9 protein-coding genes are annotated in these 13,811 nt (G+C 36.3%); 3 read left to right on the top strand and 6 right to left on the bottom strand.

The features are described from left to right. Positions 1 to 50: 50 nt before the first annotated feature. Genes ACMA47_RS17600 through ACMA47_RS17610 form a run of 3 tightly spaced genes read right to left on the bottom strand, consistent with a single transcriptional unit; the run spans position 51 to position 5,308 of the window. The gene (locus tag ACMA47_RS17600) at positions 51 to 1,814 is read right to left on the bottom strand and encodes a TonB-dependent receptor (protein WP_413930839.1); all 1,764 of its coding nucleotides are present in this window, start codon (positions 1,812 to 1,814) and stop codon (positions 51 to 53) included. Between the two features lie 35 nt (positions 1,815 to 1,849). Then, on the bottom strand, positions 1,850 to 2,341 hold the full coding sequence (locus ACMA47_RS17605; protein ID WP_413930840.1) for a hypothetical protein: 492 nt from the start codon (positions 2,339 to 2,341) through the stop codon (positions 1,850 to 1,852). A 3-nt stretch (positions 2,342 to 2,344) separates the two neighbouring features. Continuing rightward, positions 2,345 to 5,308, bottom strand: coding sequence for a tetratricopeptide repeat protein (locus ACMA47_RS17610; RefSeq protein WP_413930841.1), 2,964 nt, complete (start codon positions 5,306 to 5,308; stop codon positions 2,345 to 2,347). Positions 5,309 to 5,565: 257 nt separating this feature from the next. Between ACMA47_RS17610 and ACMA47_RS17615 the strand changes: the two genes are divergently transcribed. The 3 genes from ACMA47_RS17615 to ACMA47_RS17625 all read left to right on the top strand — a co-directional run bounded on the left by ACMA47_RS17615 (position 5,566) and on the right by ACMA47_RS17625 (position 10,089). Next, positions 5,566 to 7,806, top strand: coding sequence for a CocE/NonD family hydrolase (locus ACMA47_RS17615; RefSeq protein ID WP_413930842.1), 2,241 nt, complete (start codon positions 5,566 to 5,568; stop codon positions 7,804 to 7,806). A 104-nt stretch (positions 7,807 to 7,910) separates the two neighbouring features. Continuing rightward, positions 7,911 to 9,593 (top strand): APC family permease, encoded by a 1,683-nt coding sequence (locus ACMA47_RS17620; RefSeq protein WP_034697088.1) that lies wholly within the window; start codon positions 7,911 to 7,913, stop codon positions 9,591 to 9,593. A gap of 157 nt (positions 9,594 to 9,750) precedes the next feature. After that, a complete protein-coding gene (locus ACMA47_RS17625) occupies positions 9,751 to 10,089 on the top strand; it encodes a DUF962 domain-containing protein (protein WP_034697086.1) in 339 nt (112 codons plus the stop codon). A gap of 527 nt (positions 10,090 to 10,616) precedes the next feature. On the opposite strand, the gene ACMA47_RS17630 is transcribed toward ACMA47_RS17625, so the two are convergent. From ACMA47_RS17630 to ACMA47_RS17640, 3 genes are all read right to left on the bottom strand, one after another. After that, entirely contained in the window at positions 10,617 to 11,081 is a 465-nt protein-coding gene (locus ACMA47_RS17630) for a hypothetical protein (RefSeq protein ID WP_413930843.1), read from the bottom strand. A gap of 25 nt (positions 11,082 to 11,106) precedes the next feature. Then, positions 11,107 to 11,565, bottom strand: coding sequence for a lipocalin family protein (locus tag ACMA47_RS17635; protein ID WP_413930844.1), 459 nt, complete (start codon positions 11,563 to 11,565; stop codon positions 11,107 to 11,109). A gap of 129 nt (positions 11,566 to 11,694) precedes the next feature. After that, positions 11,695 to 13,716 (bottom strand): hypothetical protein, encoded by a 2,022-nt coding sequence (locus ACMA47_RS17640; RefSeq protein WP_413930845.1) that lies wholly within the window; start codon positions 13,714 to 13,716, stop codon positions 11,695 to 11,697. Positions 13,717 to 13,811: the final 95 nt, after the last annotated feature.

Consider the following 13,811-nt stretch of genomic DNA (forward strand, 5'->3'; position numbering starts at 1 on the left):
TGATAGGAATTAGGTGTTGAGCCTTTTAATTCTATCCTGTATTCTACCTTTTAGAAAGTAATTTTCACACCTCCCAGAATCTGTGCACCCAGGACTTTATATCCTTTGTACGTCTGGTATTTTGAACTCAGAAGATTATTTCCGAGTGCGAAAATACTGAAATTTTTGTGAATTTTATACTCTGCAGAAAGATTTAAATCAGCATAACCACCCACTTTATCGTTTGTATTCTCCGTAGATTGGAAGATTACATTCGGAGCACCTACTCCTTCAATCGCATAAGAGTTTGTCGTTCTGTCACTTGCAAAGATTCCTTTGAATCCTAACAATAACTTCTTGTCAAGCATGGTATATTTCGCCCCGATGCTTGCATTGAATAAAGGAACGTTATAAATGTTGTCGTAATTCTTAAGATCATAATTCGTAAACCTTAACTCTCCATCAATAATAAGATTGGCCAATGGGAAATACTGTACACTCCCTTTGATATCGCTTACATTTCCGTCATCATATACCGCAGAGAATGTATTGGCAAAATTATATGCAGAACGGTTAACAGATGTATTATCAAAAAGACCGTTGGCTTTAAAGAACATAATATCTCTCATCTTTCCATAACCTGCAGAGAAGTCGTATTTCAACGTTTCATCGATATCTCCTCTCAATCCTACATAAAAATGATATTTCGTCTCTGTAGGCTTTAAAAACTGGTCAGAAAGGATGAATGGATTCGTCTGTAACATGTCACCGTAAGTATTCAGCTTCAGACCTCCGTCTACCCCTCCGTAGAATTTAAACTCTTTGGCAGCTGCAAACTGGAACTCCGCTTGTGGGAACCAATACGTTTTATTGTTTTTCTGCTGAGAAACCAGTTCTGCTGAGTTTTTAGCATTCAGGAAAGAGAATGAAGATCCTAATGTCAAGTAAGAATCTCCTTTTCTGAATGTTACTTTCGGAGTCAGGCTGGTATTGAAGAAATTGGAAGAGTTTTTATCTCTGATGGCAAAATCTGTCTTCACCGCATCCAATCCTACTCCAAGATCTGCATTCAGGTTGATTCCTGATTTTCCTAATTCAACAGCATGTTTGGAGAAATTGGCAAGGATGGAAACCTGGTTTTCCGAAGCATCAAAATGATCCTTCAGGAACGATGATTTTACCCTTACATCATTTAAGATTTCATTGGAATAAAAATCATAATATCCATTTACTTTAAACTGATTTACTTTTTGCTTCAGATCAAGTTCTCCGGTAGGCTGCATGGCATAGATTCCATAATAGTTATAGCTGTCTAAACCATATTCAGCATTAAGGTTAAACTTCCCTTTTTCTCCGTAAGAGTTTAAGAAAGCACCAACATTAGCAGAAGTCTGTCCGGATTTCCAGTCGTACTCTTTTTTAAGACCATTGGTGGAAAGAACATGAACATCTGCTCCTACTTCAAGCTTATTTTCAAGAGTTTTTGAAACGTTTCCGTCTACCAGAACTTTCCCGTAATTACCCATTCCAAACTGGAAATAGTTATTCTGAGCTGTTCCGTCAAATTTTGGAGCCACATCTTCCCCCTGAATGGTAGAAGTTTTGAAGTCTGAAACAGCAGGAACATCCGTGATGTTATACTTCACAGGAGTCTGCGATTTCTCTTCCGGCGGATAATTTTTGATGGTTTCCACAGAAGTTTTCTTCTTCTCAATCTTCTTCACTTCCGGCTCTCTCTTTTTGTTAAGAACCAGTTTTTCCTCCTTGATCTGGGAAAACGCCACCGACGAGAACCCTAAAAATAATATGGATAATAATTGAATTTTCTTGTTCATATTTTCTTTATTTGAAAAAAATATATAACGGGCTTTTATTTATTGGAAGCAATGTAGTTGCCTAATAAAGCTTTCCCTGACTGTTTTGTAAAAGTTCTCCCCAGTCTGAATATATTAAACAGCCAAAGGCTTTGATAAACTTGTAATTTGTATTGATAATTTTTCGTTGTACTGTTCTCAGCTACATCATAACTATAAGAAATATCATATGGAAATCCTGAAGGCAATAATCCGACGGTGAGCATACTTCCAATCATTGGGTTTCCACAAGGAGGAGTACGCGTCGTCATAGGATGCAGCGTGATCTTAGCTGCATTAGCACTGTCTTCTACAATTTCATAAATATCAGAATGTTTTAAAATTTTAAATTCTTCCTCAAGATCCTTATTCACCACAAAAGCTTTTTGCTTTTTGAAATCAGCTTTTGCATGGTTATACTCCTTTGGATATGCACTATATGAAGGAATGCAGCTCCAGAGAGAACCGGAAATTAAAAAAGAATATATGGCAATTTTAAACACCTTCATTTCCTATTTCTTAATCTGCTTTTTAACTTCTTTAGCTTCCGCTACGATCTCAGGGAAATCCTTGTAGTTCGCAATGATCTGATCACAGGTATAACTTGCCTGATAGTTGTCTTTCAGACCGATATAGTTTTTCGCCATCAATACCAAAGCTTTTGCTCCCCAGAATTCTTCTGAAGCATAGTTGTTGGCAAGCTTAAAGATGGTTTCATTAGAAGACTTGAAAGCTTTTCCTTTGTTCTGATAATACGCTTTAGCATACAAAGCTTCCGCAGCTACCGAAGTATTGGATGATTTTTCAAGGGAAACATAAGCAGCCTGTGCCTCTTTATCTTTTCCGGAGTTCATCAGACTTCTTGCCTTAATCACTTTCGCTGTTTCAATAACCGCTGCTGAGTTTTTAGAATTGGCAATCACTGCATTGGCTAATTTTTCCGCTTCAGAGAAATTATTTTCTTCTGCATACAGTTTCATTAACTCTACATTCGCATAGTTTTTAATGCTGATGTTGGAAGAGTTTTTAATGCCTTCAAGGTACTTTTTAGCTTCTGCAGTATTCCCCTGTGCAATAAAGATTTGAGCTAAACGAGTTTGTGCATCATCCTGGTAATCGTTCTGAATTACAGCAACTTCCTGAAGCACAAGTAAAGCTTTAGTTGAATTGTTAGTCTGATAATAACTTTCTCCTAATTCGTACTTAGCCTGGTACAATCCTTCACCTGTCGGATTCTGTGTCAGATACTTTTCGTAGTAAGAAATTGCATTCTTATAATCTTTCTTCGCGAACAACTGCTTCCCTGTAGATAAGTTGATCTCATCAATTTCAGCAGCATCTACATTCACCCCAATATTTCTTGCGAAAGTCTCATAACCTGAAACATCTCCGTTTTTCGTAAAGATTGGTTTTGCAGCCTGAACTACTTTCTGAGCATAGGCTGTATTTTTATACTGCTCACCCAGAGATTTCAGTTCAGAAAGTGCTTTATCATTCTGATTCTGATCGATGTAATTCTGTGCTCTGTAGATAGATGCGTTAGCAATCAGATCCTTGTCTGAAGATCCTTTAATTACTTTTCCGAAATAATCATTTGAGTTCGCAAAATCATCCTGAGCAGCATAGGCTGTTCCTATTTCGTATTGAGCATCATCATAATATTCGGAATCCGGATATTTTGATAAAAGGTTTTTAAGGTTGGTAATCTTCGCCTGCGTATCTCCCTTGAATCCTAAAGCCATTGCTTTTTGGTACAAAGTATAATCTGTAGCATCCTCATTTTTATCGTAGATGGCAATCGCTTCGTTCAGATCATTGTTGGCATAATGAATATCTGCGAGACGAAGTTCTGCATCATTTTTAAATTCCGGTTTCGGATTGGTAAGATATTGTTTGAAATACGTAGCAGCCTGATCAAATTTCTTGGATTTAAAATAAGCATATCCTAAATCATAAGGCAGCTGCTGTTTTTCAGGGAAGTTTTCAGTAAGAAGCTTTTCGTAACGAACAATGGCAGAAGGATAATTTCCTTTCTGATAATATACCTGTGCCAGCCAGTACAAAGCTCTGCTATTGAATTCTTTATTGATATTAAAACCAAGACTTCTTAAGAAATATTTCTCCGCTTCATCATAGTTTCCTTTGTTGAATTCTTCAGTCCCCAATAAATAAGAAACCTCCTGATCTACTTTGTTGATCTCAGGAGTCGAACTCTGCAATCTGTCAATCGCATTCAGCGTTTCTTTATAGTTTCCGGAGTACAGATAAGACTTCACCAATAATGACCTCATTTCTGTGGCATTGGCTCCGTTCTGATTTTCGTTGATATAACTTTGGATAACCGCAGAAGGACTTTCAAACGGGTTACCAATATCGTAACTTAATTTAGCATACTGCTCATGAGCCAGCTTTTTCACTTTTGCATCATAATCCATCTGATAAGAAGAACGGAATGCGGAAAGAGCCTCCTGCTTTTTATCTACAGCCAGATAAGCATTTCCTAACTGGTAGTAAGCATTTTGAGCCAAAGCAGAATTACTATTCAAAAGCTGGTTGTAATAAGAAACCGCTTCATCATATTTTTTAAGCTGTGCAGCCACAAATCCCATCTCATACAAATCGTTTTCTGATGGATTTTGCTGTACGCTCAGATAATCTTTTAAATGGGGGTAGGCAGAAGTATAATCATTCTTCATGAAATAGCTCTCCCCAATGATCTTATGAACTTCAGCTTTATAAGAATCTGAAATATTTTCGTTTAACAGAGCATTTCCTTCTGTAATAGCCTGATCGTAGTTCTTATCATTGTAATACATCTGTACATAATAAGGACGTACCAGTTTGGAGAACTTATCCTGATCCTTTATGGAATCAAAATACTGGAAAGCTTTATCACTTTGTCTGTTGCTATAATACAAATGCCCAAGCATATAAGCAATATCTCCTTTTTGAGACTGATCTGCTGTTTTATAAGCTTCTTCAAGGGCATCGGTAGCTCCTTTGGAATCACCCGTCATGAATTTTGCATATCCAAGCTTCAGAATATACTGGGTATTTTCTTCTTTTGAAAGCTGATACTGATTCACTTTTTTCAGGGTTTCCAGTGCTTTGTCAAAGTCTTTTTTCGCTAAATAGTAATCTGCCAAAGGAAGATTAGCCTGTGCAAAATAAGCAGAGTTAGGATATTCTTTCATAAAAGCCGTTAACCCATCTTCAGCATGATTTTTCTGAAGAATCACACCGATCACATTATCAAAAAACTGCGCAGCTTCTTTTTTCGAACGGGACAAATTCTGATTGTAGAAGTATTGTCTTGCATATTCGTATTGAGAAGCATTGTATATTTTAGTCTGATAAAGATTTTCGGCTAGATTGAACCTGTAATTTTCTTTCTGGGTAAAATATTGAGACTGTTGAGCATCGGAGATTCCGAAATATATTACAGCAGCCGCTAAAAGTATTTTTTTTGATTTCATTCTTCTTGATATAAGAAAATTAGTCTAAATAAGTTAACGAAAATATTAAAAACTTATTGTTTAAGCAAGTTTTAACAGTGTTAATGGCTGTTAATTCTTATTTCATAACAATGTAAATTTTCTCACCATACAATGATAAAATTTACTACTTTCGTTTGATAAAATGTAAACAATTTTAATAAACAGTTATCAAAAACACATTTTAATTTGATACTTTTTCAACAGCAGCTAAAAACATACCATAAACACACCATCACATGAAATTTAAGATTCTTTTAGCATTAATTTTTGTCAACCTCCTGCAGGCACAAAAATTTTACTTTCCGAAGACCGCTGTAACTGACTCTGTTCTATTGGAAAAACAGATACCGGGACTTGCCATGCAAGTAATTCCTCATCTTCAGTCGGAAAAATACAAGCCGGAAAATACCGTTGATCTTATGGACAACCTTTTCCGTTTGCAGATAGTGGCTCAGGATTATAAAAATTCGCTGACTTCTCTTACCGAAAACCGTAAGCTCTTTGCGGATAACAATATGGGAGACTACAGATATATAGGATTTGAATTGTATGCCCTTACGAAAATGGAGCAAAAAGAAAACAATACTTCCTTTTCCAATGCCCTTCAAAAAGTATTTAATAAAAAATATGAAAGCCTTTTAGAAAAAACGATTCCCAGACTAGGAATTGCTCTTGACGGAGATGTGCGAGAATCTAAAAAACAACTGAAGAAAGTACTGGATAAACAAAAAGACAAAGACAGTATAGATTACAGGACAGCCCTTGCTCTATGCAAAAGCTATTTGAGTTATAAAACCTATTCAGGGATCAAACCTCAGGTGATGCAGCTGCTGACTTCAAAAGACAAGGAAAGATTCATTATTGAAACCAAAGATCTTACTATAAAAAACGGAGCTACCTTAACGATCACTATTGTTCGGAAAAAGGGTAATACGTCACCACTTCCTGTTATTCTTACCAGCAATATTTATGCAGGTTCATTTGATGAATTCTTCGGAAAAAGAGCGGCTACTTATAACTACGTAGGTGCTGTTGTTAATACACGTGGTAAAAGAAACAGTAATAATGTAAATAATCCTTTTGAACATGAATCTGAAGATCTTTATGAAGTCATCGACTGGGTAAGCAAACAACCATGGTGCAATGGAAAAGTGGGAATGATTGGGGGAAGTTACTTAGGTTTCAGCCAATGGGGAGCTGTAAAAAAACTACATCCGGCATTAAAAACTATTGTTCCTCAGGTTGCTGTTGGAATCGGGATCGATTATCCGGCTCAGAATAATATCTTCATGAGCTATATGCTTCAGTGGATACAGTATGTGACCAATAACAAACTTACGGACGAGGCTGATTTCGCCAATGCTGTAAAATGGGATTCTATTTATACAAAATGGTACAAAAATGGAAAAGCATTCAGGTCTTTGGACACCATAAGCGGAAAACCGAGCAAAATATTCCAGCGATGGCTGGATCATCCGGGATATGATCAGTACTGGCAGAAAATGGTTCCTTACAAAGAGGATTTTTCTAAAATCAATATTCCTATCCTGACGACTACAGGATATTATGATGATGATCAGATTGGTGCGCTGTATTATTTTAAACAACATCACCTATACAATAAAAATGCAGATCATTATCTGGTCATAGGCCCTTATAATCATGGAGGAGCCCAAAGTTTCGGGTTTACTTATGTGAATGGAAACCCTATTGATCCGGTAGCCAGAATAAGCATTGATGATCTCGCTTTCTCATGGTTTGATTATATTCTTAAAGGCGGTAAAAAACCGGAAATGTTAAAAGACAAAATCAATTTTCAGGTAATGAATACGAATACATGGAAGCATGTGGCTGATCTTGATAAAATGCATAATTCTTCTTTGAAATTTTACCTCCAGGACAAAAAAAATACATCTTCTGTATTTAATAAACCTGAAAACAAGACCTTCACAACACAAATTGTTGATCTTAAAAACAGAGACCAGAAAGACACTTATTACAAAGTCAGCAAAAAAGACAGCATAAAAATGACGAATTCTGTGGCTTTTGAAAGCGAAGTTCTTGACAAGGATATCGCCATGAGCGGAAATCTTTCCGGAGTCTTCAATGTTTCCATCAATAAAAAAGATTTTGACACGGATACTTACCTGTATCAGATTCAACCGGATGGGAAATCTTCGTTACTCTCCACTCATATTGTGAGAGCCAGCTATGCAAAGAATAATGAAAAACGACAGCTTCTTGAACCCAATAAAACGGAACAGATTCCGATTAACAATTCCTATTTCATGAGTAAAAAGATAGAAAAAGGAAGTAAACTCCTGTTATTGGTTGGAGTGAATAAAAGTCCCAACTGGCAAATCAACTACGGTTCCGGTAAAGATGTAAGTGATGAAACGATTAAGGATTCCGGGGAGCCTCTGCAGATAAAATGGTACAACGACAGCTATGTGGAAATCCCTGTTTATAAGGACTAAAGCCTTTTGTTTGAGCATTTTTACCCAAATGTTCTTAACAACTGTTAACATCAAAATAAAAAATCATTACATTTGCTTTTTTTCAAATCAAATATAGTTATTGAATGAGTCAACTTTTTAGAAGAAAAATCTATTCAGATACAGATACTTCAACGGGACTTTTAAGAGTCTTAGGTGTATGGGACATTGTCTTTTTTGGTATAGCGGCCATTATTGGAGCTGGAAGTTTCAGCAGTTTGGGAGAAGCCGTTTTCAGAGGTGGTCCCGGTGTTATTCTACTATATTTGATCTGCGGATTTGCCTGTGGGTTTACCGCTTTATGCTATGCTGAATTTGCCAGCAGAATTCCTACTGCAGGTTCTGCTTACACGTATGCCTATGCCAGTTTTGGTGAGCTTATTGCGTGGGTAATCGGATGGGCTCTGATCATGGAGTATTCTTTCGGGAATATTTACGTAGCCTTTTCCTGGTCAGATTATTTCACCAGTTTCCTAGGACGTCTCGGAATGCATATCCCTGATTATCTAACCTGCAGCTATACTGAAGCGAGAAAAGCGGTTCAATATGGTTCTGAAAACAAGGAATTACTAAATGCATGGAAAACAGCTCCATTAATCGGAAGTTTGAAATTCATTGTAGATATTCCGGCATTGGTTATTAACGGTTTGATTACATGGCTTTGTTATGTAGGAGTAAAAGAAAGTAAAAACTTCAACAACTCTTTGGTTATCTTAAAGCTTGGAGTTATTTTACTGGTTATTCTGGTTGGTTTCTCTTATATCAATACTGAAAACTGGACTCCAGTAAGTCCTACAACAGGAACACCATCCTTCATGCCGAATGGCTTTGCTGGGGTAATGAGTGCGGTATCAGGAGTATTCTTTGCTTATATCGGATTTGATGCTTTAAGTGTTCTTTCTGAAGAGACTAAAGACCCACAAAAGACTTTACCAAAGGGAATGATCATCTCTCTTGTGCTGTGTACTGTGATCTATATCGCATTAACGCTTGTATTGACGGGTATGGTAGATTACAAGAAATTTGACGGCGTGGGAGATCCGCTTTCCTTTATATTTGAAAAAACAAATGCTAATGTAGCCTGGATGGAGCTTGTGGTTTCTTTCGTTGCAATTGTTGCCATTACTACCGTATTATTGGTTTTCCAGATGGGACAGCCGAGAATCTGGTATGCCATGAGCCGTGACGGACTGATGCCTCAGAGATTCCAGAAAGTACATCCTAAGTATAAAACGCCATCGTATGCAACTATTGTTACAGGGATTGTGGTAGGTATTCCTATCCTGTTTACAGATAAAACTTTCATCCTTGACTTTACCAGTATCGGAACTATTTTCGCCTTTGTACTGGTGTGTGCAGGAGTGCTTATGCTTCCGGCTAAAGAAAAAATAAAAGGCAGATTCCACCTTCCGTATGTGAATGGAAAAATCATTTTCCCTGTTATTTTTATTGGTGGTTTGCTGGCATTCTACAAATGGCAACCGGAGTTTTTTGACAACCTGATGAATTGGTCAGATCCTAATGAAGGAGAATTCAGAGCTTCTATTTTCTTCTTTATTATCATTAACCTGATTCTATGTGTCGTAGCTTTTATCAAGAATTTATCATTAATTCCATTGATTGGATTAAGTTCATGTCTTTACCTTCTTACAGGAATGAGCCATGAGAACTGGTTCTGGTTCGGAATGTGGTTCCTGATTGGAATGGTAATTTATTTCTGCTACGGATACAAAAACAGTAAACTTGGAAAAGAATTAAAAGACAGCTAAATAAGCAATCAATACCATTGCGGAAAGGCAAAATAGCAAAGAGGTTAAACCTGATGGAAAGACTGATTCGCTGTTTTGCCTTTTTCTTTTTCAGGCTCTCTTAAAAATCGGCAGCATTATTGCTTTAACTTCAATAGAATCAACAAACTAGATCACCATGGCCGAAAGAATCAAAACATACAGAGAGTTTTACCAGTTCTATCTTACAGAGCACAGTAAAACAGGAACCCGCATCTTTCATTTTATCGGAACATTTCTCGTCTTTTTCGTTATATGGTACGTCATCAGTTCCGGAAAAGAACGGTTTCTATGGTACATCCCAATCGTAGGCTATGGATTTGCCTGGTTCAGTCATGCCGTGATTGAGAAAAATAAACCGGCTACTTTTAAGTATCCTTTATGGTCTCTCATTTCAGATTTCAGACTGTTTTTTGAACTTCTGATCGGTAAACAGAAATTCTTCACCTCCAATAATCAGCCTCAGAAACAGGAATAGCCTTGAGTTTCTTTTCTTTTTTTAGTTTTGAATACGCAAGAACATTTCGACTTCGCTTAATGTGAGATTTCTGCAAATGATACAGTATTATTTTTCTCGCAGATTATGGAGATTACGCAGATTTTTTTTAATAATATCTGCCTAATTTTCAAGAGCTGTAGAGGATATTAAAGTTTAGATTCCTTGCTTTGCTCGGAATGACAAAAATGCTGGTGAATTCATTCAACACCTACTATTTGTAGAAAAGCGAAGCTTTTTAACAAAAAAATCTACTCAATTCGCTTACTCTGCGAGAGAGTATTAAAGTCTGGATTATTTAACTATGTTCGAAAGCCTTCAGTTTTTGTCTGGAGCGCCAAAGGCATCTTTGAAATATCAGTTTCATTTTTAGAGAAGTACAATTTTATCGGAGATAAAATCTTTGCGTCTTAAAAGCATATAGTTTGTAAAAACCTTGTGCCTTTGCGTTTTTCAACGAGCAGCTTTATGAATAATATTGAGATTGCTTCACCTTCGGTTCGCAATGACTATATGTCGGTAGAATTCTGTTTATTATGATGAAGTTTCTTCCCAATCAGATAACCTAATGAAGGCAGAATAAACGATAATAGAACCGGAACAATCAATGCCAGACCTGAACCATCAAGAATAATCGTTAACGGAAAAAGGTATCCATTATAAACAATAAGTGCCAATGAAAAAAGAAAACTGTCACTATTACTTGTAGAAAGGATATTAAAATGGCTCCCAAACTGATCAAACAAACCGGAACAAGCAAATAAAAATACATTCACAAAAAATATCCACAGAACTGTTCTGTAGATCATTCCTTTTTTGGCATTCAGATATCCTGCAAACACCAGAAAGAGGGATAGGATTCCGGAAACCATATAATCCAGACTGGACATTGCCACCTCACTTCCGGTTCTTCCAAAGAAATACAAAGCATACAATACGATGTTAAGGAGATAAATTAGCGTTACATAATTCATACGTCAAAAAGTTTATTATTTATCATCAATACTGTTTTTCAAGGATATCATAGTGAACGGTGTTTACTATTTTTTCAGCAAGAGCATCGCCATTCACTTTTGTCTTTTTAGGAATATAACTTGAAAAAGTGATCGTTTTATCATTATTCAAAGTCACTTCTACTTCTTCCAAAATGTTTTGGTCATCCACATAAAACTGGATTCTGTTTTCTACAATCCTCCAAAAAGAAAGTCTTGGTTCGGAAGGGCTGCAATCTCCTGTTTTTCCTTCTACATAATTATAAATGGCAAAACCATCTTCCCTGATCGCGTAATTCCTCATCAAACGGCAGTTATCAAATTCTTTTATCACTTTCTTTTTCCCTTCATAAAATCCGGCTTCCTTCAGTTTCCAGAATCCTGTAACATTTTCTTTGGTCAAACTCTGTGCTTTAACAAATGAGGAAACCGCAACACAAAGTCCCGCAACCATTATCCTGTTCATATATAAAATTGTATTTTTCAATTGATTATCAATGAATATTATTAGAATAAATAGTTTCGGCGGGCGGCTTCGCCGCTCGCCGAAACTTTAAACCTTGAACCTTAAATTTTAAACTTTGAATGTAAAGCTCTATTTAAATTTCTTTTTAAAGCTGAATTTAAGCATATTCATCAATCCTGGTTCAATGATATCAATTCCCAGTCCGAAATTACTGTCGGCAACGGTATGATGATCTGTTCTGAATTGTTCAAACTCGCTTTGCGGAATTTCAAGATTGATCAGAGGATTATATTCAATATTCACACTAGCCCCGTTCTTGTTCACTTTTTTACGGCTTTTGTAGTCAAAATATGGATTCGCTATTGTGCTTTCCTGAATTGTATATTTTTCTTCAGTATCAATTTTCTGATCTGTATGCAGGTTGATTTCATATTTCTCACTGTCGAAATTATGCCAGAATGGTAAATCTTTATGAATAAAATCTCTTGCACTTGCCTTGACTACATTTCGGTCGAAGTACATCAGAAAACGGTTTTTCTGTGGATCTACAAAATAAGGATTCTCAATAGCAGCGGTATACTGAATCTTCACTTCATTCAGTTTCTTATCATCGCTTACTACATCAATAGCAGCATCTTTGAATACATTTCGGACATCTGTCCCATTTCGGTCACCTGAATAATTGAGTGCATAGAAAAGGAAACTGTTCCAGCTGTCTATAATTTCTCTTTTATTAGTACTTTTAAAATACCTTCTCATAGCATTCGCTCTGTTTCCTTTATAAGTCGTTGACAGAGTAAGTTTTCCGCTATTACCCTGTGCCGTTAAATCAACTCTTTCATTAATGCAGAAATAAGGGAATTTATACGATTTTCTCACCTGAAGTTCCTGATCTCTTTTCACTTCCAGATAATGCATAAAATAGATAAATCCTCTGTTTTCAATCAATCCGAATTCATCGCGGATGGTGGCATCAATGAAATATTCTCCGCCTTTATAGTTTACTTTTACCACTACGTGATTAAAGTTTAATAATGAAGTAAGATAGTATTTAATATAATAATCTGTATTAAAATTCACCAGCACTACAGATGCATCCACTCCAATATAATCAAGGATTACTTTTAACAAAACGGATTTTGCCTTACAGTCTCCCTGTTTATTTTCATAAGTTACTGACGGTTCCTGCGGCTTATGTCCATTCATTTCATCCGCGTTGAAGATGTAATAAATATGATTCTGAACATATTCTATGGCAAACTGCAGCTTTTCATCCTGATCAGTAATCGCATCCAGTTTTTCAATCAGATTCGGAGCAAAATCCTTTAAGGAAGCTTTATTGAAAATCTCCTCATAGATCGGTACAATATAGTTGGAAAGGTCTTTCCAGTTACTTTCTGTAGCAAAATCTATATAAGGGAAAATTTCACGTCCTGAGTCTACAGGATTTATATAATTCTCTTCTTCAATGACGAACCGTTCTCCTTTTTTCAGATGATTGATTTCCGGTTCAAGAACATTGCCCTGTTCATCTCTAAAAAAAGTTTTTTTATAAGCAATTGTCTGTTCACGTTCGTTGATAAATGTGAATTTAAAACTGCCATAAGCCCAATAATTATCGGGACTTACCCAGACATATTTTGAGAATTCCTTTCTCAGAAAATCACGATCTGTAAATTCTTTGATTCTTGAATCTTCTAAAATCAGAACATCATACAGTCTGAGATCTTTGATGGTAATATTGATTTTTTTATTACTGCTCAAGACTCCACCACTGCTCTGGTTTTCACTGTCAAGAACCTTAATTTTCGTATCCGGAATCTTATCAATCAGCACTCCGTCTCTCAACACACTGATCCTGTGAATCTGATAGACTTCATTCTCCTCAACAATCACGTCAGAAACAGAAGCCCTTTCCAGGTTTCCCGGTTCATTCAGAGTGTAGGCCATGCAGACATACTCACTGTTTTCGGTGTTGCTTGTGTAGTATTTTTTATCCAAAAAGTAGCAGTAATCACGACCTTCATCAATTTGTCTTTTGGCAAATTCGGAGTCTTTGATTCGGCTTTTTATTTCCTCATCCCCGATATTTCCTGCCCACATTTCAGGTTTTTGAATCCTGTAATTTTCAACTTGCATTTGATTTTCCATATTTATTATAAGAATTATGTTTTGTGGTTAGTGTTTAAGAAATTCAAATTAAATGATTAAAAAAGTAAAAAGCAATAGCAGAAGTACTACAATTC

Source organism: Chryseobacterium sp. T20, from assembly GCF_047345655.1.
Classification (GTDB): domain Bacteria; phylum Bacteroidota; class Bacteroidia; order Flavobacteriales; family Weeksellaceae; genus Chryseobacterium.